Origin of the sequence: Rothia nasisuis, from assembly GCF_928381405.1 — a bacterium.
Taxonomy (GTDB): Bacteria; Actinomycetota; Actinomycetes; order Actinomycetales; family Micrococcaceae; genus Rothia; species Rothia nasisuis.
Genome location: NZ_CAKMSB010000003.1, coordinates 273,270 through 296,569 on the forward strand (window position 1 = coordinate 273,270; position 23,300 = coordinate 296,569).

Annotated in this window: 22 protein-coding genes; 16 read left to right on the forward strand and 6 right to left on the reverse strand. The window is 58.9% G+C overall.

The window, feature by feature from the left end:
• Window positions 1-13: 13 nt before the first annotated feature.
• Window positions 14-517, reverse strand: a complete 504-nt coding sequence (locus L6966_RS04410) for an NUDIX hydrolase (protein WP_237224891.1) — start codon at window positions 515-517, stop codon at window positions 14-16.
• Window positions 518-609: 92 nt separating this feature from the next.
• On the opposite strand from L6966_RS04410, the gene L6966_RS04415 reads away from it, so the two are divergent.
• The 11 genes from L6966_RS04415 (at window position 610) to L6966_RS04465 (ending at window position 11,107) form a co-directional block, all read left to right on the forward strand.
• A complete protein-coding gene (locus tag L6966_RS04415) occupies window positions 610-2,028 on the forward strand; it encodes a CCA tRNA nucleotidyltransferase (RefSeq protein ID WP_237224892.1) in 1,419 nt (472 codons plus the stop codon).
• 187 nt (window positions 2,029-2,215) lie between these two features.
• Window positions 2,216-3,226 carry an ATP-binding cassette domain-containing protein gene (locus L6966_RS04420; protein WP_237232930.1) on the forward strand — a complete coding sequence of 337 codons (1,011 nt, stop codon included), beginning with the start codon at window positions 2,216-2,218 and terminating at the stop codon, window positions 3,224-3,226.
• Between the two features lie 2 nt (window positions 3,227-3,228).
• Complete coding sequence (locus L6966_RS04425; protein WP_237232931.1) at window positions 3,229-4,122, forward strand: ABC transporter permease; 894 nt, start codon at window positions 3,229-3,231, stop codon at window positions 4,120-4,122.
• Window positions 4,123-4,306: 184 nt separating this feature from the next.
• Window positions 4,307-5,569 carry a hypothetical protein gene (locus L6966_RS04430; protein ID WP_083090559.1) on the forward strand — a complete coding sequence of 421 codons (1,263 nt, stop codon included), beginning with the start codon at window positions 4,307-4,309 and terminating at the stop codon, window positions 5,567-5,569.
• A 225-nt stretch (window positions 5,570-5,794) separates the two neighbouring features.
• Entirely contained in the window at window positions 5,795-6,100 is a 306-nt protein-coding gene (rpsF, locus tag L6966_RS04435) for a 30S ribosomal protein S6 (RefSeq protein WP_083090558.1), read from the forward strand.
• Between the two features lie 91 nt (window positions 6,101-6,191).
• Complete coding sequence (locus L6966_RS04440) at window positions 6,192-6,857, forward strand: single-stranded DNA-binding protein (protein ID WP_083090557.1); 666 nt, start codon at window positions 6,192-6,194, stop codon at window positions 6,855-6,857.
• Window positions 6,858-6,988: 131 nt separating this feature from the next.
• Window positions 6,989-7,225 carry a 30S ribosomal protein S18 gene (rpsR, locus tag L6966_RS04445; protein ID WP_004005948.1) on the forward strand — a complete coding sequence of 79 codons (237 nt, stop codon included), beginning with the start codon at window positions 6,989-6,991 and terminating at the stop codon, window positions 7,223-7,225.
• Between the two features lie 24 nt (window positions 7,226-7,249).
• The gene (gene rplI, locus L6966_RS04450) at window positions 7,250-7,699 is read left to right on the forward strand and encodes a 50S ribosomal protein L9 (RefSeq protein ID WP_083090556.1); all 450 of its coding nucleotides are present in this window, start codon (window positions 7,250-7,252) and stop codon (window positions 7,697-7,699) included.
• Between the two features lie 130 nt (window positions 7,700-7,829).
• On the forward strand, window positions 7,830-8,144 hold the full coding sequence (locus tag L6966_RS04455) for a hypothetical protein (RefSeq protein WP_143539027.1): 315 nt from the start codon (window positions 7,830-7,832) through the stop codon (window positions 8,142-8,144).
• A 376-nt stretch (window positions 8,145-8,520) separates the two neighbouring features.
• Window positions 8,521-9,861 (forward strand): DUF418 domain-containing protein, encoded by a 1,341-nt coding sequence (locus L6966_RS04460; RefSeq protein ID WP_237232932.1) that lies wholly within the window; start codon window positions 8,521-8,523, stop codon window positions 9,859-9,861.
• Between the two features lie 109 nt (window positions 9,862-9,970).
• Complete coding sequence (locus L6966_RS04465) at window positions 9,971-11,107, forward strand: glycerate kinase (protein WP_237232933.1); 1,137 nt, start codon at window positions 9,971-9,973, stop codon at window positions 11,105-11,107.
• Here the strand turns inward: L6966_RS04465 and L6966_RS04470 are convergent.
• Entirely contained in the window at window positions 11,104-11,988 is an 885-nt protein-coding gene (locus L6966_RS04470; RefSeq protein ID WP_219336322.1) for an ABC transporter substrate-binding protein, read from the reverse strand. The two genes, L6966_RS04465 and L6966_RS04470, sit on opposite strands and share 4 nt — an antisense overlap.
• A gap of 253 nt (window positions 11,989-12,241) precedes the next feature.
• Window positions 12,242-13,264, reverse strand: coding sequence for a siderophore-interacting protein (locus tag L6966_RS04475; protein WP_237232934.1), 1,023 nt, complete (start codon window positions 13,262-13,264; stop codon window positions 12,242-12,244).
• Between the two features lie 180 nt (window positions 13,265-13,444).
• Here L6966_RS04475 and dnaB point away from each other — a divergent pair, with 180 nt between their 5' ends.
• A complete protein-coding gene (gene dnaB, locus L6966_RS04480) occupies window positions 13,445-16,969 on the forward strand; it encodes a replicative DNA helicase (RefSeq protein ID WP_237232935.1) in 3,525 nt (1,174 codons plus the stop codon).
• 39 nt (window positions 16,970-17,008) lie between these two features.
• Here the strand turns inward: dnaB and L6966_RS04485 are convergent, their stop codons facing one another.
• Entirely contained in the window at window positions 17,009-17,689 is a 681-nt protein-coding gene (locus L6966_RS04485; RefSeq protein WP_237232936.1) for a TetR/AcrR family transcriptional regulator, read from the reverse strand.
• A 139-nt stretch (window positions 17,690-17,828) separates the two neighbouring features.
• On the opposite strand from L6966_RS04485, the gene L6966_RS04490 reads away from it, so the two are divergent.
• The 4 genes from L6966_RS04490 to L6966_RS04505 all read left to right on the forward strand — a co-directional run bounded on the left by L6966_RS04490 (window position 17,829) and on the right by L6966_RS04505 (window position 21,835).
• Window positions 17,829-18,494, forward strand: coding sequence for a DNA alkylation repair protein (locus tag L6966_RS04490; protein ID WP_237232937.1), 666 nt, complete (start codon window positions 17,829-17,831; stop codon window positions 18,492-18,494).
• A 28-nt stretch (window positions 18,495-18,522) separates the two neighbouring features.
• Window positions 18,523-19,380: a uroporphyrinogen-III synthase gene (locus L6966_RS04495; RefSeq protein WP_237232938.1), complete on the forward strand. Its 858-nt coding sequence runs from the start codon at window positions 18,523-18,525 to the stop codon at window positions 19,378-19,380.
• A 179-nt stretch (window positions 19,381-19,559) separates the two neighbouring features.
• Window positions 19,560-21,002, forward strand: a complete 1,443-nt coding sequence (locus L6966_RS04500; protein WP_237232939.1) for a sensor histidine kinase — start codon at window positions 19,560-19,562, stop codon at window positions 21,000-21,002.
• Between the two features lie 35 nt (window positions 21,003-21,037).
• Window positions 21,038-21,835, forward strand: a complete 798-nt coding sequence (locus L6966_RS04505) for a LuxR C-terminal-related transcriptional regulator (protein ID WP_237232940.1) — start codon at window positions 21,038-21,040, stop codon at window positions 21,833-21,835.
• Window positions 21,836-21,857: 22 nt separating this feature from the next.
• Here L6966_RS04505 and L6966_RS04510 read toward each other — a convergent pair whose 3' ends face one another.
• Entirely contained in the window at window positions 21,858-22,841 is a 984-nt protein-coding gene (locus L6966_RS04510) for an LLM class flavin-dependent oxidoreductase (protein WP_219336321.1), read from the reverse strand.
• A gap of 269 nt (window positions 22,842-23,110) precedes the next feature.
• Window positions 23,111-23,300, reverse strand: a 190-nt coding sequence (locus L6966_RS04515) for a hypothetical protein (RefSeq protein ID WP_237232941.1), incomplete at its 5' end; no start/stop codon positions are given.

Here is a 23,300-nt window from a genome sequence, read left to right on the forward strand (position 1 = left end):
TACTCTCAGTCAGCTACGTGAGCTGGTGAATGATGTACTCACGGGCAATCTCAGCGATGCGCCGCTCGTTGGGGAAGGAGAGTTTACGCCCCAGATCATCAATGTTGACCCAGGCGACGTCTACTGCCTCATGGTCGGGGTCGTTCTCGGTGGTCAATTCACCACCGGTTGCAGAGAACAAGAAATGGTGAACCGTTTTGTGCACGCGGTAACCCGAAACATTAAACCAGTAGTCAATGGACCCCAGCGACGTGATGACATCGCCTGAGATGCCGGTTTCTTCTTCAATTTCACGGGCTGCGGCCTGTGCCTTAGATTCGTTGCCCTCAGGGTGGCCCTTGGGTAGGCACCACTCTAGGCGCCCGCCGCGGTTAATGCGGGCAATGATAGCGACTGGCAGGTTGCGGTCGTCAAAGTTGACGATGACACCGCCTGCTGAGACCTCCTCAACCGTGGGCATAGCAGCGACGGGCGTGAACGCCCGCCTCTTGGGTGCCCGGGGAATTGGAAAGGTCATGTCTCTACCTTAACCGATAGAGCAGGGCCTGTGTTTAAAGGTTCGGGGTGTAAGTGGTAACTTGGCTGGTTTGCTGGCACGATTGAAGGGTTATGGCGCATGTTTTAGATACCTCCCTGATTCACCCGGTTATTCTCGAGGCCGGTGAACTGTTTGCTCGTGCTGGTTTTGAACTGGCCCTGGTTGGTGGGCCCGTCCGTGACCTGTTTTTAGGGGAAACCTCGGTGGACTTGGACTTCACCACCAATGCCACACCCGATGAGACGCTGGCTGTAGTGGCCGGTTGGGCTGATGCTACCTGGGAGATTGGTAAGGAGTATGGCACCATCGGCATCCGCAAGGGAAACGAGATGGTTGAAATCACCACCTACCGTGCTGAAAAGTACGACCCCGACTCGCGTAAGCCCATGGTCGCGTTTGGTACAGATTTGAAAGAAGATCTCTTTCGCCGCGACTTCACCATTAACTCCATGGCTCTGCGCCTGCCCTCTCTGGAACTGGTTGACCCCTTTGGTGGGCAGGCTGACCTTGAGGCAGGTATCATTCGTACACCAGGCACGCCTCAGGCGTCCTTCTCTGACGACCCGTTGCGTATGATGCGTGCTGCCCGTTTTGCCTCCCGCCTAGATATTGAACTGGCCCCCGAGGTGTTTGAGGCCATGGTCGATATGGCTGACCGTATTGCAATTATTTCTGCTGAACGTGTCCGTGACGAGTTGGTTAAGCTCATCTGCGGGGTTGCCCCCCGCCGCGGTGTGGATTTGCTAGTTGAATCCGGGCTGGCCGACCATGTTCTGCCCGAAATCCCGGCGCTCAAGCTGGAGGTTGATGAGCACCACCGCCACAAGGACGTCTACCAGCACTCCCTAACCGTGATGGAGCAGGCTGCCGCTCTTGAGACCGACGCGAGCGGGCCCGTCCCCGCACCCGACTTTATCCTGCGTTTTGCCGCCCTCATGCACGACGTCGGCAAGCCCGCCACCCGCAAATTTGAGAGCAACGGAGCTGTGAGCTTTTTGCACCACGATGTGGTGGGTGCCAAACTGACCAGGAAGCGTATGCGCCAGTTGCGATTCGATAACGACACCATCAAGGCCGTGGCCCGCCTGGTGGAGCTGCACATGCGCTTTTACGGGTACGGGGACGCCGGCTGGTCAGACTCTGCCGTGCGCCGCTACGTGCGCGACGCCGGTGACCTGCTAGAGCGCCTACACCGCCTGACCCGGGCGGACGTAACCACCCGCAACAGACGCAAGGCCAACCGTATCGCCTCTGCCTACGATGATCTGGAGCGCCGTATTGCCGAGCTGGCCGAGCAGGAGGAGATGGATGCTATGCGCCCCGACCTGGACGGTCAAGAGATTATGGCGATTCTGGGCCTGGAGCCCGGCCCGCTGGTAGGCCAGGCCTACAGGTACCTGCTTAACCTGCGCCTGGACGAGGGCGAATTAGGTAAGGAGGAAGCTGCTGCCCGCCTGCGTTTCTGGGCTGAGGAACAGGGAATTTTATGATTCTGCTTCTACGCCCAGCTTAACTGTAGCGAGCCTATCCGAGAACACCATCTACCCGCCCGTCAGTTACGGCCCCGCCAGCCAGGGGAGGGCCCACAGGGAAAAACTCACCCTACAGGCTGATGTTTTTGGTTATCTCAACCCCTAGAGTTAAAAATGAACAGTCGCACATAACCTTGGGAGACTCATGCTAGAAGTCAGAAACCTCACCAAACAGTACGGCGCGAAAATCGCCGTCAACGACATCAGTTTCACTGTGCCTGACGGCAAGGTGACCGGCTTTCTCGGCCCTAACGGCGCCGGTAAATCGACCACCATGCGTATGCTGGTGGGCCTTGAAAAACCCTCCAAGGGGCAGGCCCTGGTTGATGGGAAGGCCTACCGCTCCCTCAAAAGCCCGCTGACCAGTGTTGGCTCCTTGCTCGACGCTAAGGCCATGCACCCTGGGCGCTCCGGTATCGCCCACCTGCGCTCGCTTGCCCTAACCCACGGTATCCCTAAATCACGGGCCGATGAGGTTATCGAGATGACCGGCCTTACCGCCGTCTCGAAGAAGAAGGTTAAGGGTTTCTCGCTGGGTATGGGCCAGCGCATGGGTATTGCTGTTGCCCTGCTGGGTGACCCGCAGAACATCATTCTTGATGAGCCCGTCAACGGACTGGACCCTGAGGGCGTGATTTGGGTGCGTAATCTAGCCCGCCACCTGGCCTCAGAGGGGCGGGCGGTGCTCATTTCCTCCCACCTGATGAGTGAGATGGCCCAGACCGCTGATGACCTTATCGTCATCGGCCGCGGCCGTGTGTTAGTAAACACCTCTATGGAGGACTTTCTCAAAATCGGTGACCAGAACAAGGTTCTGGTACGCACTGACCAGAAGGACGCTTTCGCCACCTCCCTGCGCGAGCAAGGCCTGGTCTTTACCCCGGTTGAGCATGATGGGCTCATGGTCGAGCAGGCTGATGCCCGCAATTTGGCCCAGCTAGCTGCCCGCACCAACATCCTGCTCCACGAGCTGACTCCGCAAAAATCCACTCTGGAGCAGGTCTACATGAACATGACCCGAGACGAAGTGGAATACAATTCCTCACCTCTTGAGGGCCAGGGGATCACCCCAACGGGTGAACCTGTAGCGGCAATAGATGAAACCCCCTGGGCTCAGGGAACCGAACAGAATCAGACCAGCGGGCAGGAGAAGTAAACATGACCGTAACAACTCAATCACCGGCGTCCGCAACCTACCGGCCCCGCTTTGCCGACCGTAAACTCTCTTTTATCGGCACGGTACGTTCCGAGGCACTCAAGTTCCGCACTCTGACCACCAACTGGGTGATGACGGGAGTGATGGCTGTGGTCATGCTGGGCATGGCCCCGCTCTATGCCGCAATGCTGAATTCTTTTGCTGAAGACACTGAGACGATGGCCCAGGCTGCTGAGGGTATGGAAGCCACCAACGCTGGAATCGAAAGTATTACCAATATGGCATATGCCATGGGTGGTTCAGGTATCGACCTGGCAAACATGCTGATTGCTTCAGTGGCAGTTGTCTTTATCGGTGCCGAATATGCCACTCGGTCTATTCAAACCTCTATGACGGTAGTTCCCCGCCGCACCAGCCTCTACCTGGCTAAATTGCTGGTGCTGACGGTTTACGCCTTTGTGCTGGGAACGGTTCTGTCTGCCCTGGCCTACATCATCGGGTACGCGGTGCTTAATTCCTCAATTCAAGACACCATGGAGTTCAGCAGTGGTCTGGTACTCAACTGGGTAGCTGCCGGTCTCTACTTTATGTTTATGGCCTGGATGGGCTACGGCTTCGGTGCCCTCTTTCGCAACAATGCCGGCGGTATTGTACTGGTGGTCTTCTTGATGCTGATTCTGCCCATTATCGCATCGATTTTTATGGTTCAGGTCGAATGGGTTGCCGACGCTTATAACTACCTGCCTTCGGGTCTGGGCCGGGTGATTCTGACCTATGACCTCACATCGGATGCTGAGATTAGCTATCTTGAAGGCGGTGCCTGGTTTGCGGTGTGGGCTGCCGTGCCTGCCCTGCTGGGCTACCTCCGCTTCCGCTTTACGGACGTCGGTAGCTAAAGCCCACCCGAAATATGTAGATAAGAGCCGGCCCCTGCAGGGGCCGGCTCTTTTCTGTCTATCTGTCCCGTTGCCCTCCTGGGCCTTGAAACCTTGGTTATTCGAGGTGTAAGGGGGCCGGCGAGGAACGTCATACGATTTGAGGGTTTCGACTGTTATCAGCCCCTGCTCGTAAAATAGGGGAATGGCTGATAGAAAAAAGGACGGTGCCCAGTGGCTTCGCCGTACCGTTAACCGTGCTCATTCGCAGCAGCTCCGCGCCACCGTGGCCACATCACTTCATAAGGTCAGCCACATACCCGGCCAGCTCTCGGGGCGCGCCGCAGGTATATTGACACGCAAGGACGCCCGCACCGTCCGTATCCGCCTTACCCTGACAACCCTGGCCGTTACTCTGCTTGCAGTCCTGGTTGCTGGGGTTGGTAACTATCTCTCGCTTCCACGTACACCAGAGGAAAGCGTGGACCGCTACCTTACCTCTCTCAAAGACGGCAACTATGTGAGTGCCCTTGATAGCGGTGCCTATAACACGTTCGCTCACACCTATCTCACCAACGCCATCTACCGCGGCGCCGAAAACCGCGTTGATGACTATACGATTACCGGCATTCACCAGGACGCTGGCGGGGGAGTGAGCGCTGATGTTTTGGTGAGTTCCGGTGGGCAAGAACAGCCCATCACCCTGAACCTCACCCAGGTGCCCCGTACCGGCCCCTTCAACGACACCTGGAAGCTGACCAACCCGGCGCAAACGACCCTGACCCTCAATGCGCCGGTAGCACTGACGTCCGTGCAGATTAACGGGAGCTCTCTTGACCTGCCAACTACCCGCCGCACTGAGACTGACTCGGGCTACTTCTGGTCAATCCCCACCCTGCCCGGCACCTATACATTTACCCTGCCTGAAACCTCCTACTACACCCTGGCCCACACCAAACACGCCGTTACCGCCCCGCTGCCCGGTCACGGTAACCCAACACAAGAACTCACCCTTGATCTGCGCCCTTCACCGCGCATGTGGAACGAAACTAACGACCTCATCACCTCCTGGCTGGATCGCTGTGCAGGTTCCCGCCGGCTCGATATGGCAGACTGCCCCACCTCAGCTCTTCACAGTGAGGACTCTACCGTGACTATCAGCAACGTCACCTGGGAGCTGACCTACCGCCCGGCCTTCTATCTTGTTCAAGATCGGCACGATCCCAGCGTTTGGCGTGCCGCGCGTGATAGACCCGCCATTTTCGAAGTCACCTACCTGGCCGACGGTAAAGCCCAACGAGAAACTATCCCCTTTTATATCAACGCTCAGGTAGTCTCGAATGGATTCCAAGCAGATATCAGTGTGGGGCTTGATGGCAGTGAAGAAACTGAAGAGGAGCTACGCGAAACCCTGAACAGCGAGACCTCTGCACAGCCTACCCTTCAAAAATTTGCTGTTCCACGCTAGACGCCGAGGTAGGAGAAGCGACCTAATTCTCTAACAGGTAGCGCTACTGGAGTGCTGTGAACAACACCGCTTAAACCGCTCAAACCCTGCCGAAAACAGACGGGCTGCGGTAGAGTTGGTCAAGTCTGTGTTGGTGCTCGGCCATCACCCGTAGCCCCGCAGGCAGTACGTAATCTCCTGCTATGGAAATCCCATAGCCGCTTAGCCCAAAGGAGGGGTTTAATCATGCGTGCATACGAACTGATGGTTATCCTCAACCCTGAGGTAGAGGATAAGGCCGTAGAGCCCACCCTCACCAAGTTCCTCGAAGTTGTCACCAAGGGCAACGGAACCGTTGATAACATGGACATCTGGGGCCGCCGTAAGCTCGCTTACGAAATCCAGAAGAAGTCCGAAGGCATCTACGCCGTCGTCAACTTCACCTCAACCCCCGAGACTGCCGCTGAACTGGACCGCGTTCTGAACCTGAACGAGTCCGTGATGCGCACCAAGATCATCCGCCCGGAAGATCAGCAGATCTCCTCCAAGTAAATGTTTGAAACGGGGAGTTTTTGTTCACTAAAATGTCAGACCCCCGTGCAAGACTTCAAATACTTACACTTCTTACGACCGGAGGTAACACATGGCTGGCGATACCGTCATTACCGTTATCGGTAACCTGACCGGCGATCCTGAGCTCCGCTTCACCCCCAACGGGGCTGCGGTAGCTAACTTCACGATCGCATCAACCCCTCGCAACTTTGACCGCGCATCGGGTGAATGGAAAGAAGGCGAAACTCTCTTTCTGCGCGCCAGCGTCTGGCGTGAAGCTGCCGAGAACGTCGCCGAGACCCTCAAAAAGGGCATGCGCGTTATCGCGCAGGGCCGTCTGAAGTCTCGCTCGTATGAAACCAAAGAAGGCGAACGCCGCACCTCAATGGAGCTAGAGATCGAAGAAATCGGCCCCTCGCTCCGCTTTGCATCCGCCAATGTATCCCGTAACCAGCGCTCAGGTGGCAACTTCGGTGGCGACCAGTTTGGTGGTGGCTACGGTGGTCAACAGCAGCCCGGCGGCTACAACGCAGGTGCAGGCTATGGCAATCAGGGTGGTGGCTACAGCGGTGGTAACACCGGTGGCCAGCAGGGCGGCTACAACGCAGCCCCTGCGGCACCCGCTCAAGCCCCTCAAGCTGCACCTGCCCCCCAAGCTGCACCGACCCCTCAGGCTGCACCGGCAGCTGACCCCTGGAGTCAGCAGTCCGGCGGCAACTATAACTGGGGCTCCGGCGACGACGAGCCTCCCTTCTAAACCGTTGGCTGGGTACACGCCCACCCCGGTCACAAGGGCCGCCCACCGGCGTCCTTCTTTGAACCAAGACAAATAACAACCCATCCCGCGGCTGACCCCGCGGGCTCCCAACAGAAAAAAGGAGCACCACGATGGCTAAGGCTGAAATCCGCAAGCCCAAACCCAAGCAGAACCCTCTGAAGGCTGCAGACGTCACCGTCATTGACTACAAGGACGTTGCACTTCTTCGTAAGTTCATCTCCGACCGCGGCAAGATTCGTGCACGTCGCGTTACCGGCGTCACCGTTCAGGAACAGCGCAAGATCGCTCAGGCTATCAAGAACGCCCGTGAAGTTGCACTGCTGCCTTACTCAGGCGCTGGCCGCTAAAGAGAGAAGGAGAGGAGAAGTAACATGGCTAAGATTATTCTTACTCAGGAAGTCACCGGTCTCGGTGCCGCTGGCGACGTCGTCACCGTTAAGAACGGTTATGCCCGCAACTACCTGCTACCCCGCGGCTTCGCAGTCACCTGGACTGTAGGCGGCGAAAAGCAGGTTGAGTCAATCCGCGCAGCACGAGCTGCTCGTGCCAAGGCTAACCTTGAAGAAGCAAAGGCAACCGCAGCTGCCCTGTCAGCTAAGCCCGTTGTTGTTGCGCACAAGGCTGGCGCTGACGGCCGTCTCTTCGGCACTGTCAAGGCTGAGCACGTTGCTGACGCCATTGAGGCATCAGGTGCAGGATCCGTAGACAAGCGTGCGATCAACCTCGGTTCTGCTATCAAGCGCACCGGCGTGTACACCGTTACCGTGCGTTTGCACGAGGACGTTGTCGCTAACGTTGAGCTCGATGTTGTAGCTGAGTAATCATCATTTGATTACCCGCTCATCACGAGCGTTGGACGCCCCGTTTCCCCCGGTGGGGAGCGGGGCGTCGCTGTTTCTAAGGTGGTAGCCTACCAACTCATTTCACAGGCATATCTGGCATGCTAGGGGTATGGCTTCTACTTCTACCCGTAAAAAACTGCCGCAAAGCACACAGATGCTGATTGCCGCCTCCGTCACCGAGGGCTTCGCGATTCTTTTTTTAGTGCTGGCCTTCGTGGTGAACGTGGGCTCCCCAGCAACCGTTCTGGCCACCCTGCTGGGCTTTATGACCCTGTCTGTAGTGGCTGCGACCCTGGCTTTTATTCTGGCCCTTGTAGGCCTGCTACGCTACTCACGGCACAGCGGCGGGTTTATCACGATACTGGTGATCTCTGTGCTGGCTAACCCGGTGCTCTGGTTCTTTGTGCTGGGCTACTTAGCGTAGCTCTCCAAGACTAAAGAAACCCAGCAAGCTCCCAGGTAACTTAAAACCAGACTCAAGCCTTCTGCTGTTTGATAGATATCAGTAGCTCGAAAGGCTACGGGAAGCAAATGTGTGTGTGCTTCGATTACCGGGTAATGCTGAACCCGGTGTTCATTTCAAGTGGCAAGGCCTGTATGGGGGTCTTGCCACTTTTGTGTGCGCCCTTAATTTCATTCTGATGGGGGAAGTTTCAACCGGGGCAGTTTTCTAAACTGAGGGTGTAAAGAAGCTTATTGATAAAGGTATAGGTAGCCAGACCAGCAGCCGCTACGGGCCCGGCTACCTTGAGAAAGACCGTATGAATAAGCCTCAAAGAAGCCCCGGCGAAAGCAAAACAATGACCCAACCTCCACCTACTCCCTGGCGGCCCGAGCAGAACGCTAGCTCACCCCTGACCACGTCTGGGCAGACTTCTGCCGCTCCCTCCCAGCCCAGCTACTCCTGGGCGTCCTCGCGCATGCTGGTGCCCGATGCTGCCCGCGGGCTCATGCTCTGGGGCATTGCGGTAGCCAACGTAGCTACAGCCTGGGTGCTCTTTGCGGGCGGCCCGGCGTCTATGACCGGGCGGGTGGTTGACGGAAGTCTCTGGGACAAGCTGACCATCATGTTCACCACCTCCTTTGTACATGCCCGCGGCTTCCCCATGTTCTCGACCCTGCTGGGCTTTGGAGTGGGGCTAATTGCCGCCAGCCTCTACCGGCGGGGCTACCCGCTGCCGAAGGCCCGCGGGGTCATCGCCCGCCGCTACGGTATGCTGGCGATTTTCGGTGCTGTTCACATGGTCTTTCTCTTCTGGGGTGACATCATGCTGGCCTACGGCCTCATCGGCCTCTTTATGGCCTGCCTGATCGCAGTACGCACCAAGGTCCTGCTCTGGGTGGCCGGTACGCTCTTTGCCGTGACTAACCTGGTGGCCCTGGCCGGGGCGGTTCTGCTGGAGGCGGTGCTCGGCGCTGGCCAGCTACAAGAGCTACTTACCGGGAGTAGCGTCGGTTACCTGCTGGCGGTGACAAGCTACTTGGCGGTGTTGCTCAACGGCCTTGTTGTTCTGCTATCAAGCGTGCTGAGCGTGCCCTTACAGGCTTTCATGCTGCTCCCGCTGATGCTGTTGGGCTTTGTGCTGGCGCGTGAGGGCGTGCTGGCTGACCCTGTGCGCCACCGTCGTACCCTGCTCTGGTTGGCCGGGGTTGGTGTGGCCGCTGCTTTGGGTACCGGTATCCCCGCCGGGCTTGAGGCCCTGGGCGTGCTGAACACCGGAATTTTCGGCGTTCTCACCATGACCCTGGGCGTGCTAGGTGGCCCGGGGTTTATTGCCCTGCTGGCGCTGGCACTTGCCGGGGTTCAGGAGCGGGTGGCCGCCGGTGCCCCCGTCCCTGCCCCGTTACGGCCCCTGATTGCCCTGGGTAAGCGGTCCATGACCGGCTACGTGCTACAGTCGGTGATTTTCTTGGTTGTCTTTGGAGGCTTTGCCCTGGGGCTCTTTGCGGACGCCGGAGCGTTCTTGCTCCTGCTGGTTGGTACCGGTGGGTGGCTGGTCACGGTTCTTGTGGCGGTGGCCCTCGAAGCTGCGGGCAAGCCCGGCCCCTTGGAAGCCCTACATCGCAGGCTGTCTTACGGTAAAGGCGGGCTGAACTCAGTAGGGGAGCCGGGGCGTCCGCCTGTGCCCGGTTCTGTCTAGGGTTCTCGGTCTATGTGCAGAGAAAACCGTGCACACACACGCTAAGAAACCTAGACTGACCTGTTACTCGATATTCTCAGCTGGAGCTGAATGGGCTCATAATAGACCCATGAAGGTTTTACTTGCTGTCGATAAGTTCAAGGGAACTCTCACCGGGGTGCAGCTCACTGAGGCGCTCGCGGCCGGGCTTGAGGGGGCTGGCGGGTGCGAGGTCGTGACCTGCCCCATAGCCGACGGCGGCGACGGCACCGTAGACGCCGCCCTTGCAGCCGGCTACAGCGAGGTCACCTGCACCGTCACGGGCCCCTTTGCCGGTCAGCCGGTGACTGCCCGCTACGCCTACTTGCAGACTGAACGCACGGCCGTCCTCGAAATCGCTGAAGCAGGCGGCATTGCCCGCCTGCGCGAGGACCAGCTGGACACCTGGCGGGCCACCTCCTATGGGGCAGGTGAGCTGATTTTGCAGGCGGTGGGCGCGGGCGCAAGGACGCTCATCATCGGCCTGGGCGGGTCAGCCAGTACCGATGGGGGAGCGGGCCTGATGCAGGCTCTCGGCGTGAGATTTCAGGACGCCGCAGGGCACGACCTTGCTCCCGGCGGCGGGGCGCTGGGTGAGCTGGCTTCGGTTGACCTGACCGGGCTCGATGAGCGTCTGGCTGATGTAGACATCATTATGGCTAGCGACGTGACCAACCCGCTGACCGGCCCTGCGGGGGCCGCTGCGGTCTACGGGCCCCAGAAGGGGGCTACCGAAGAACAGGTTCCTTTACTAGACCTTAATCTTCAAAAACTAGCTGATGCGGTAGAGAACGCCCTGAAAGTTTCACGTGGAACCTTCGCACGCGCTTCAGGTGCGGGAGCTGCCGGTGGCCTGGGCTTTGCCTGCCTGTCAGTACTCGGTGCAACCATGCGCCCCGGCGTTGAGGTCTGTTTCGAGCTCACCGGCTTCTATAAGCACCTTGAAGGGGCTGACCTGGTAATCACCGGCGAAGGAAAATTTGACCGGCAGACCCTCCAGGGCAAGGGCCCTGCCGGTGTAGCTGCTGCCGCCCGCGAGCGCGATATTCCCGCCCTGGCCGTGTGCGGCGTCCGCGAGCTGGCGGAAGAAGACTACCGGGCGGCAGGCTTTACCACTGTCTACTCGGTCGTGGGCGACACTCAGGCAACCCTGGAAGAATCCCTGGCCAACCCGCGTCCTTACCTCCAAGAACTGGCAGCCACCATCTCCAGCACCCACCTGCGTTAGGAGGCCGCGCGCGTGTTCTCTACAGCCGCTGCTAAGTCTGCAAGCAGGGTGGTCTCATTGAGAGCCCACGGCACTGAGAGCGGCGAGGCGGCAGAAAGGGCTAGCCCCTTCTGCTTATCGAACTCAAAGACCGTCGCATCATTCTTGAGGGCAGGGAGCTGGGCAAAGAGTTCGTTAGAACGCACAGCCTCTGCCTCTTCAGCGGAATTAGCCCAGGCCCAGATTACATCGCACTCAACCTGGTCGAGAACCTCAGAGGAAATGGTCATATAGACACCCTCGGCTTCACCCTCATGCTCAGTAATGTAGGGAGCGTTCACCATACCAAGGGAAGCGAAGAACTGGGGTCGGGAGTCCTCTGCCGTGTAGGCCCCAAAGGTGTTGGCAGCGGTGTCGAAGTAGCCAGCAATGAAACTTGCACCCTTCAGAACAGGGTACTCTGCAACCGCTTCAGTGAGCTTCCCCTCAACCTCTTTAACCAGTGCGGAGGCATCCTCCTCCCGCTGCAACATCTTCCCTGCCATCTCAAGGCACTGCTGCCAGCTGGTCTCGAAGGCCCCCACTCCCACTGGAGCAGGAATCACGGGGGCGATGCCCGAGAGCTTATCGTAAACCTCCTGGGTCATGTCACCGTAGGGGGAGAAGATGACGTCAGGTTCTAGGGCGGCAAGAGCCTCGTAGTTGGGGCCGTCAGTTTCGTCATAGCGGGTAGGCTCTTCGCCACCCAGCTCGGTGAGTTTTTCATCGAACCAGTCGGTGGAGCGGTTGGCATTTTCGCCCCAGCTTACGTAGGGGGTACCAGCGGGGGCAACACCCAGGGCAAGAAGAGCATCGGGGTTTTTCCAGGGCTGAACAACAGCAATTTTTTTCAGGTATAGCATCGAAGGTGGTGCTGCCGAAGGCATGCTCAACGGTGTAGCTACCCCCGCTGGCGCTGTTCTCTGAGGATGAAGAGGAGGTGCCTGAGCCTGTTGAGCATGCGGAGAGGACGCCGGTGAGGGCGGTTGCTGCTGTGAGCTTGAGGAAGGTTGCGCGGGTGAGTGTCATCAGTAAAACTCCATTATTAGGTGTGCCTAAATCTCCGTTTAAGATACCCTAAAATTTCGGCTCTTTTGATGACACCATGTACCCAAACTACTTCTTCTTCCAGTAACCCTTGGCATAACCGTGCCCCTTGGGCACACCCAGCTCCCGCCGCGCCCAGATACGCAAGGGGTGAATAGACCCGGACTCGCCCGCCAACCAAGTGCACACCGACCCCTCCGGCAGGGGGTAGCTCATGACGGCCTCTGCCAGCGCCCCGCGTCGGGCAGAATCCACCCAGATCACCTCAAAATTCTCAGGAGTCACAATCACCTGCTGCGACTTTTCTCCGGGCACCTCAATAAAGGCCGCGCCCCGGGCGCTCGCAGGTAGGCTCTCAATCCAGCGGGCCATGCCGGGCAAGCCGCTCTCGTCCCCGGCCAACAGGTAAAAGTCATAGTCGCCGCTGATGAAATAGCCCGACTTAGGGCCCAGAAAATGCGCGCTATCGCCCACAGTAACGGTGCGGGCCCAGGTGGTGCCAGCCCCGTGCTCGTGCAGCATGATGTTGATTTCCAGTGCCCCCGTGCGCTTGTCAAAGTTCCTCACCGTGTATTTGGTGGTGGTGATCGGCTGGCCCCAGAGGGCCTTGCCCTTCTCAAAGGTCGGCGCGGGCAACACCTCCCCCTTCTTACCGGTCACCAGGTAGACATACTCGCCCACCAGCCCCTGGGCCTCAGCCCGATTACCCTCGACCGGCTCGGCCACCACCCGCATGACGGTGGGCGTCAACTGCCCCACCTGGGTTACCCGATAGTGGGAGTAGCCGCCCCGGTACTTGCCCGATTTCATGGGCTGAGGGTGGGACGCCCCCGCCCCGCCCGGGTCGCCACCGGTAGCTTGGGCACGGGCCAGATTATGCGCAGACGAGGTAGCAGACGCCGGGCCCTGCCACCCTGCGAGCGCCCTCTCCAGCTTCTCCACCCGCTTCAGCAGCTGCTTCTGCCCCTTCTTTAGATATTTCACTTCAGCCTTGAGGCTCTTGAGTTGCTCCTTGGCGTCCCTACCCTTGTTCTTAGTGCTGCCCACCGGCGTCCTTTCTACCATCTGCCCAGCGCTGTCTACCTTAAGCACCTCAGTACTCTCGCTAGAACACATGCTACCGCGATAAAGTTAAGCCCGTCACAGCGTGAAGATGTGAGAACAAGGAGGTATAAGGGATCGGCATCTAGTCTCACAGTTAAGTAGTGGTCGCAGGGCGCTCGCAGGTGAGATGATAGAAGCTCACTGTTTTTACCATCGAGGGGGGCCGCCTTGTCTGAGAGCCAGTCTGAGTTCGTACGCACACCGCCGCACGACGACACTGCCGAGCAGTCGGTACTGGGCGGTATGATGCTCTCCAAGGACGCCATCGCCGATGTTGTTGAGGTCATTGGTGGTGGTGCTGACTTCTACAAGCCCGCCCACGAGATGATTTATGAGGCCATTATTCACCTCTACGGGCACGGTGAGCCGGCTGATGCTATTACTGTGGCCGATGAGCTGACTAAGCGCGGCGAACTGAATCGCGTGGGCGGGGCGGCCTACCTTCACTCCCTGATTGCGGGCGTCCCTACCGCCGCCAACGCTGGTTTCTACGCTGAGATTGTGGCTGAGCGGGCTATGCTGCGCCGCCTGGTCGAAGCTGGCACCAAGATTGTGCAGCTGGGGTATTCGGGTGACGGCGAAGCTGAGGCTCTGGTTAACGCCGCCCAGGCCGAGATTTACGGTGTCTCTGCGAATAACACTAAGGAAGACTACGTTCCCCTCTCTGAGGCTATGAACAGCACGGTTGAGGAGATTGAGGCCAATGGGTCGCGTGCTGGCGGTATTCACGGCGTACCCACTGGCTTCATTGAGTTTGATGAGCTGACCGCCGGTTTGCAGCCGGGGCAGATGGTCGTGATTGCGGCGCGTCCGGCAATGGGTAAAGCGCTCGCCCTTGATACCCCCATCCCCACCCCCACAGGCTGGACCACCATGGGCGATATCCGCGTGGGCGACACCGTTCTGGGTGCAGATGGTCACCCCACGACCGTCACGAACGCTACCGACGTGATGACCGGGCGTCCCTGCTTCAAGGTCATTTTTGATGACGGAACCGAGATTATCGCGGACGCCGAGCATCAGTGGCTCACCGAAACCCGCGCGTCCCGTCGGGCCCGCTCGTCAGCTCTGGCGGGTTCAGGCGGGGGGCGTGTGCGGACGTCCGTGGGCGCGCAGGTGCGCACCACCGCTGAGATTCGTGAGACGGTTCGCTGCGCGACGGCTGACCGTCGAGCCAACCACTACATTGCTAACACCCGCCCGCTCCAACTGCCCGAAGCTGACCTACTAGTCGCCCCCTACACCCTGGGAATTTGGTTGGGTGATGGTGCGTCTGCTGCAGCTCGTGTATCTACCGCAGATGACGAAGTTCTCCACGGTATTGAAGCTGATGGCTACACGGTTCGTCAGGTAAAAGGCATTATCTATTCGGTGCATCTACCAGCTGATACTCGTACATTTACGAGCTTCTGTCTCGTCTGCGGTAAGGCATTTACTCATTCTGATCGTAATGTCACTACGTGCTCTCGGGAATGTGGTGGTAAGCGAAAGACTGTTGCTACTCCCCATGCGCGTGTAACATGTATTGATTGTGGCGGCTCGTGCACATCAGGCCTACGATGCCTCTCATGCCATCGGGCCAACGGTAGCCTCCAAGGGCAGCTGCATACTCTGGGTGTTCTGAATAATAAGCACATTCCTATGCAGTACCTACGGGCCTCTGAAGCGCAGCGCCGAGCTTTGCTGGCAGGGCTGCTCGATAGCGACGGCACTGTTACAAACGCCGGGTGTATTCAGTTCACGGTGACGAACCGCCAGTTGGCACTTGATACCCAGGAGCTGGCGCTTTCTTTGGGGTACCGCACAGGTATGGCAACAAAAAAGGTCAAGGGCAGTAGCGAGGCTACGTCGACGGCCTACAAGCTGACCTTCTCTTCCTCTGATTCTGTTTTTGCTCTGTCTCGCAAGAAGCAAATGCACCGTGACCGCGATTCTCGTCCGACCACTAAGCGAAGCTCTCGCTACATTGTTGCTGTGGAGCCTGTTGATTCTGTGCCGGTGCGCTGTATTGAGGTAGATAATGAGCAGCATCTTTTCTTGGCTTCTCGTGCTTTTGTGCCTACCCATAATTCGACGTTTGCCCTAGACATCGCCCGGTCTGCTGCCATTAAGCACGGTATGACCACGGTGTTCTTCTCGCTGGAAATGGGCCGCAATGAAATTGCTATGAAGATTCTGTCGGCTGAGGCTGGCATCAATCTGTCCGACCTACGCAAGGGCAAGCTGGACGATGACCAGTGGGCCAAGATTGCTACCGCCATGGGCAAGATGGACTCCGCTCCGCTCTTTATCGACGATTCACCCAACATGACCCTGATGGAGATTCGTGCTAAGGCCCGCCGCCTGAAGCAGAAGAATAACCTCAAGCTGATTGTTCTGGACTACCTGCAGCTGATGAGCTCGGGTAAGAAGGTTGAGTCGCGCCAGCAGGAAGTTTCGGAGTTCTCGCGTGCCCTCAAGCTGATGGCTAAGGAGCTTGAGGTGCCCCTGATTGCCCTCTCGCAGCTGAACCGTGGCTCTGAGCAGCGTACCGACAAGAAGCCGCAGGTGTCGGACCTTCGCGAGTCGGGCTGTCTGACTGCCGATACTCGTGTGCTTCGCTCTGATACGGGAGCTGAAACAACGATGGGCGAGCTTTTTGAGCAGGGCGCTCAGGACGTCCCGGTATGGTCCCTGGGGGACGACATGCGTTTCGTGGAGCGGCACCTGACCCACGTCTTTTCTACGGGTGTGAAACCTGTTTATCGTCTAACGCTAGCTTCGGGTAAGACCCTGCGCGCTACCGCCAATCACCCCTTCTTTACCTACACAGGCTGGAAGGGTCTGGGTGAGCTTGCAGTTGGGGATCGTTTGGGTGTACCCCGCCACGTTAACGGGCCGTCTGCCCGGACGCATTGGAGTGACGAACAGGTCATCGAAGCTGCTTCTACAGCACCTGTGCTGGGTGTTCCCTCTAAGGTATTTTCCTTACCGAAAGAGCAGATTCGCCTTTTCCTGCGCACAGTGTTCTTAGACGTGCAGACTGTAGATTCATCGGTTACGGTGAACCTGCCTCGACCGGTTGCTGAGCAGGTAAGCCTTCTGCTTCTACGTTTTGGTATTTCAACGGTCGTTGAAGATGGTTCTCTGTCTGTGTCTGAGCATGATGATTTAGTCCGGTTTAGCTTTGAGATTCAAGACATCGAGATTCAGGACGCCGATGTTCCGCTGGGCAGGAATGAGCAGGTTTGGGGGCAGGTAGGTGCTGTTCTGCGTGAGCCTACTCGAGTAGCTGATGCTCTTACGTCTTCTGGCGTACGAACGAGTGCTCCTGTGCTGACTCAGGTAGCTAGCGTCCTTGATGCCGCTGAGCTCGACATGCTTGCGGTCAATGACCTTTTCTGGGACACCGTCACTTCTATCGAGTACGAGGGGGAAGAAGAGGTTTTTGACGCCACTGTGCTAGGGAACCACAACTTCATCGCCAACGGCGTCACCGTTCATAACTCTATTGAACAGGACGCTGACATGGTCATTCTCTTGCACCGCGAGGATTATTACGAGAAGGAATCAACCCGCGCAGGCGAGGCGGACGTCATCGTCGCTAAGCACCGTAACGGCCCCACTAAGACCATCGCGGTTGCCTTTCAGGGCCACTACTCACGCTTTGCCAACATGGTGCACGATTCCTACACCGGCACCGAAACCTTCTAACCCCAGCCTAAAAGTAACCCCCGGGAGTCGGCCCTCTCGTTAGAAGAGGCCGTCAAACAGCGACAGCTGCTCCTGGGGGCTCTTCTTTTTCGGCGCGGGCCGGGTCTTACGGGAGCGAGAATTCCCCTCAAGGTAGCTCCGAACGGCAGGTGCGGTGCGTTCAGCCAGTTCATCGGTGCTGAGCGCGGCAAGGTGGGGGAGCCTCAGAAGGTAGCGTCCTACCGCTACCCCTAGCAGGTGGGCGCTGAGGAGCTCCGCGGACGCCTCATCCAGACTAGGCTTCAGCGGGTCGGCACAGCTTTGGGTAAGGTGCCGCACCAGAGCTTCCTTGATGGCGGGTGCCCCCGTGGCTGACGCAAGAGCCGAACGAACTAGACCTATCAGCAGCGGCCCTGTCTCGGGTGATTCCCACAGGTGCAGGTAGGTCGCGACAAGATCGGTAGCTCGGTCGCCGCTGCTGGGTGTTGTGGTCTGACGGGTTGAAAGTTCCGTCGCCTCGTTGAGCAGGGTTGTAAACAGTACTTCTTTTGACCCAAAGAAATGTCGAATGAGGGCGGGGTCAACCTGGGCCTGCGCGGCGATAGCCCGCACAGAAGTACCCTCGAACCCGTGTTCAGCAAAGAGATTGGTTGCTGCCCGCAAAATGTCGTCGCGGGAGCGGGTGCCGCCGCTGCGTCGTCCGCGGGGCGAGCCGGAAGTAGTAGAGTGCTGAGCTGCCATACACCCAGTCTACCCAAAATTCCCCACCCGTAGATGAAATTCATCAAGTGTAGAATAATATCCCCACCTGTTGAATTATGTAGGGTGGACTAAAAGACCCGTTCGCAAACCCCGATAACTCATCACCTGAAAGAGCCCCATGAACTTCTCTACCCTGCATGAAACCCTGGTTGCGGCGTCCAATCCCGCCAATGCTGCCCCCATGGCCGCCTACATGCGCAATCAATTCCCCTTCCTAGGAATTAAAACCCCGCAGCGCCGGGAACTCATCAAACCCCTCCTAGCAGAGGCCCGCACCGAAGCTAAGACCACAGGGATTGACCGCAGCTTCGTTGAGGCCTGCTGGCAGGCCCCGGAACGCGAGTTCCAGTACGCCGCCCTCGACTACCTGCATGCCCTGCGCCGCTACCTTGAACCCGAGGACATTGACTGGCTACGCGAGCTCATCGAAGAGAAAAGCTGGTGGGACGCCGTCGACCGCCTCGACACCATGGTCGGCGAGATCCTCTGGCGCAACCCCAACGACACCCTTATTCTCGATTGGGCGCAGGACGCCAACATATGGGTCCGCCGCGTGGCCATCGACCACCAGCGCCCCCGCAAGGCAGAAACAAACACCGCCCTGCTTGAAGAAATCATCACCCTCAACTTTGGTTCTAGGGAGTTCTTCATCAATAAGGCCATCGGCTGGTCTCTGCGGGAATACTCCAAGACCGACCCCGCCTGGGTCGCCGACTTCATCGCCCGCCACAGCGCTCGCATGGCCCCTCTGAGTGTGCGCGAAGGCTCTAAACGCCTGGGCTAGCCCGCACCACCGGCGGTACCCTGGTGTTATGACTTCCTCATCTTCTTCACACCGCCCGTCCGCCGACCCCGACCCCGATACCGGTCTGCTGGCCGGTAAGACCATCGCCGTGACTGCCTCTCGTCGTATTGAGGAGCAGGTTGCGGCCTTTGAACGGCAGGGGGCACGGGTACTGGTGGCCCCCACCGTCCGCATCGTGCCGGTGGCAGATGACACTGAACTGCACGCGGCCACCGACCACATTCTTGCCCACCACCCCGACATCCTGCTGGTCACCACCGGCTACGGCCTCAATGGCTGGTTCGATTCTGCCCGCGCACGCGGCCTTGAGGAGCAGCTACGGCAGGCTCTTGCGGAGGCTACGATTTTGGTGCGTGGCGCTAAGGGCCGGGGGGCGGTGCGCGGTTTGGGGTTTGAGGACGCCGGTATGGCGGCGCAGGAGCGCACGTCGGCTTTGGTGGATTTGGCGCTGGAGCGCGGTGTTGCAGGCCAGCATGTGGTGGTTCAGCAGCACGGGTCGCCGGATGCGGCGCAGGAGGCGCGTCTGGTGGCTGCGGGTGCGCGGGTGACGGCTGTGGTGCCGCACCGGTGGGAGGCTCCTGAGCGTCCTGAGCTGGTAGATGACCTGTTGGATGCTGTGGTGGCTGGTGAGGTGGATGCGGTAACTTTTACTGCCGCCCCGGCAGTGACTGCCCTGTTTGAGTCGGCGTCGGCTCGTGGGGTGCTACCGCAGGTGGTTGAGGCTTTTAAAACAGGAACTATCGCAGCTGCTGTAGGGCCCGTGACCGCTGAGCCCCTGGAAGAGGCGGGAATCGCCCCTCTGACTCCCGAACGTTTCCGCCTGGGGGCTCTGGTTAAGGAGCTTACCGCCGCCCTGGTCGACTAGCAGATATATCTACCCTGTGAGGTCGATTCAGCTGTAGCTCCTGCAACTGAGAAAATCTGGCAGGCACTTTTTAATCGGAAGTAGGTAGAGACTGCTCTACCTTCCGCCCTGGGTAAGGGCAGAGAAAGAGTAGAGATCCCCCCACTGTGCGCAGGTGCTGGGAGCGGAAGAATAGAAGTATGACAAGCACCGATTACACTCTTCATGACACCGCACCTGCCGCCCCTGTGGCAGGGAGCCGGGCACCGGCGTCCTTTGACCACAACCCCGCCAAGCAGCCCAAGCCCGTCAAGAGCCTGTGGCGCCGCCTGGCCAGCCCTCTCTACCTCTTGGCTGCCGGGCCCTGGATTGCTTTTGCGGTTTTGGCTGCCCAGGCAATTATTGCTTCCCTGGTGATGGGGCTGACCGCCTCCATCCTTGGTATCGTGGCTCTACCCTTTGCCGCTATTGGTTTTGGCATCTACGAGCGCTGGCGCCTGGCAAAGACCGGTCACGGCATCGTCGCCAACGGTCACGTGGACTACCCCAATGCTGGCTTCTGGGAGGGCGCCCTCTTCCGCCTCAAAGAGATTGCCACCTGGCGTGAGGTCGGCTCACTGGCCCTGACTACCTTCTGGGGATTCACGGCAGGCGTGGTTCTTATTGCAGAAGTGAGCCTGCTGGCAGTTCTGGCTGGCTTCACTTACTACACCGGCAGGGGTAATAGCCTCTATATCGACTGGGGTCAGGGTATTGGCTTCTTCACCGACTACCAGTATCACTATCTTGCCGATCGCAACAGTAACCTACTGAGCGGCCCCATTACCGAAGTCACCCCCCAGTACTGGTGGGTCTTCCTGGCAGCCATCCCCGTCCTGCTCATTATTTTTGCCTACGTCAACGGTCTGGCTGCCGCCGCCGGTGGTAGCCTCTCCAAACTGATTCTTTCTCCCCGCCCCGAAGAGCAGGAACGTCAGCTTGCCAAGGTCACCGCCTCCCGCGCCAAGATAATGGACGCTTTCGAAGGGGAGCGCCGCCGTATCGAACGCAACCTGCACGACGGTGTGCAACAGGAACTGGTCAACCTCAACCTGCGTCTTGGTCTGGCCGAGATGGAAGCCAAGAACCTGGTCACTGATACCCAGGATGCCCGCGCTACAGCCGTCTTGACCCACGTCACCGAGGCCCGCACCCAGCTCTCCCACGCCCAGCAGACCCTGCGCGATACCGTCCGCGGCATCTACCCGGCAGTGCTCGAAGACCATGGCCTCAAGGCCGCCCTGGAAGAGCTGGTTCGCCACACCGTCATCCCCGTGCATCTCACCTATGAGGCTCCGGCCCGACTGCGGCGCGATATTGAGCGCACCGCCTACTACACCGTCAATGAGGCTCTGACCAATACCCTTAAGCACGCCCAGGCCCAGTTCGTCTCGCTGTCAGTATTCGTAGTTGGCGATTCGCTGGTGGTCACGGTTGAGGACAACGGCATCGGCGGCGCAGAGCCAGCTCGCGGCACCGGCCTGGCCGGCCTGGTAGAGCGCGCAGTCGCCCTGGGTGGTACGGTTCAGGTGGATTCCCCAGCCGGTGGCCCCACCCGCCTGACCCTGGCTCTACCCCTACCCAAGGGCTCAACAACCCTGTAGCGTCGCACATGAAATACTGCCACGAAAGGTGCCCCATGCGCATTATCCTTGCCGAAGATTCCGCCCTGCTCCGTCAAGGGCTGACGATGGTGCTAGGAGCGCTGGGGCACTCCGTGCTTGCAGAGGTCGAGGACGCCCCTACCCTTCTCACCGCTGTTGATACGGCTATGGCGGGTGAAGGCCTGGACGCCGTTATCACCGATGTGCGCATGCCGCCCACCCACACTTCTGACGGTCTGAAGGCTGCTCTGCAGCTGCGCGAGACCTACCCGGGGATTCCTATCGTGGTGCTTTCCCAGTACATCACCACCGCCTACGCCCGCGAGCTCTTTGCCCGCTCTGCGGCCGGGCTGGGCTACCTACTCAAAGACAGGGTGGGGGACATCGAAGAGTTCGCCCGCGCCCTCGACACCGTGGTGGCAGGAGGCACCGTGATTGACCCGGACGTCGTGCAGCACCTGCTCGGCGGCACCTCCTCTAGCGGGCAGGCAGCTGGGCAGGCTCCCGGCACATCGACAGGCACCTCCGGTGTGGACGCCCCCATTCCCTCTTCTTACCCTGGGGGAGGGGCTGCCAGGGGCTCGTCCGACTCTCACCTCGAGCAGACAGCTCACCGCCCCACCGAGGGCAAGCTGGCTCGTCTCTCACCGCGTGAACTGGAGATTCTGCGGCTCATGGCCCAGGGCCGGTCAAACACAGAGATTGAGAGTGAACTCTTCATTTCCTCGGCTACTGTAGCCAAGCATGTGGGCAATATTTTTGACAAGCTCGATTTGCCGGCAGAGACAGGCAACCGCCGCGTGCGTGCGGTGCTGGCCTTTCTTGAGGGATAGTGGGCGCTTAGGCTATACCGCCCTATTTCTGAATCATGGCCTGTGCCAGTACTTCTAGGCCGCGGTGGGCCTGTTCGGTGGAGGGCGAGAGGTTAGAAATCATCAGCTCATCAGCCTGCACCGTGTTCGCGAACCGAGTGAGGTAGTCGCGCACGTCGTCGGCGGTGCCTACGGCAGTGTAGCGCAGCATATCCAGAATCTGTTGGCCCTGGGCTGAGGCGACGAGCAGGTCGAGCTCGGCATCGGTCATGTCACGGTCATCCATACGCATCATGGACTTGACGCGCTGGCGGTGGGCAATTACCTGCTGGGCTTGGGCCTCCTCTTTTGTGTCGGCGGCAATCACGTTAGCTGCGGCAATTACGTAGGGCTCTGCCAGCTGTTCAGAGGGAGTGAAGCGCTCGCGGTAGACCTTCACAGCCTGCTCCAGGTGGGTGGGTGCGAAGTGGGAGGCAAAGGCGTAGGGCAAACCAAGAGCTGCCGCCAGGGAGGCCCCAAAGAGCGAGGACCCTAATATATAGATCGGTACGTTGGTTCCGGCACCGGGGGTGGCGTTCACACCCGAGATGAGGGTGTCGCCGCTCAGGTACCCTTGTAGCTCCTGGACGTCTTGCGGAAAGTTTTCTGCGTCATTGGGGCTACGGCGCAGTGCTGTGAGGGTGCGCATGTCAGTGCCGGGGGCACGCCCAAGCCCTAAATCGATTCGGTCGGGGTACATTTCCGCCAGAGTGCCGAACTGTTCAGCTACAGTGAGCGGGGAATGGTTGGGTAGCATGACGCCGCCTGCCCCTAGACGGATTTTTGTGGTCTGTGCACCGACGTATGCAATAAGGACGGCGGGCGCTGCCGAGGCGATACGTTTCATGTTGTGGTGTTCTGCGTACCAGATACGGTCGTAGCCGAGGTCTTCGGCGTGCTGTGCTAGTGCGACTGATCGCCTAAAGCTGTCAGCTGGGCGTTCTCCTGGGAAGATGAGTGCGAAATCGAGCAGAGATAGTGCTGGCACGGTTTTTCCTTTGAAATCTAGGGTTGTGTACTCTCTAGATAACGGTGCTGGGATGCTCTGTATTCCGGGTGTATAAGGGCGTCCACCGCAGGGTAAGCCCTAGATTATTGGGTGTTTTACGTGCTCACCCCTGTTAAGTATTGACCTCGGCTGTGTACTGTGGTCAGCACCACGGGAATTCAGCTTGCAACGGCAGGAGCAGGCGCGATAGACTAAACGAGTTGCCCTGGTGACGGGGTGGTCAGAATGACAAATAACCAACCCCTTCCTCAATTCAACCCAGCGTGCGCGCCCACCAGAAAAACAGGGTGAAAAGCCACCAAGGGGAGGCTCGGTGGGGTGTGGTCTGTTGCTTGAAAACTCAATAGCGTACCAATGTTATAAATAACATTCTTATCGTCCACACTACACACTCCTGTTCGCACAGGAGTACGGGTAGTGCGGAAGTTGAACTGATAC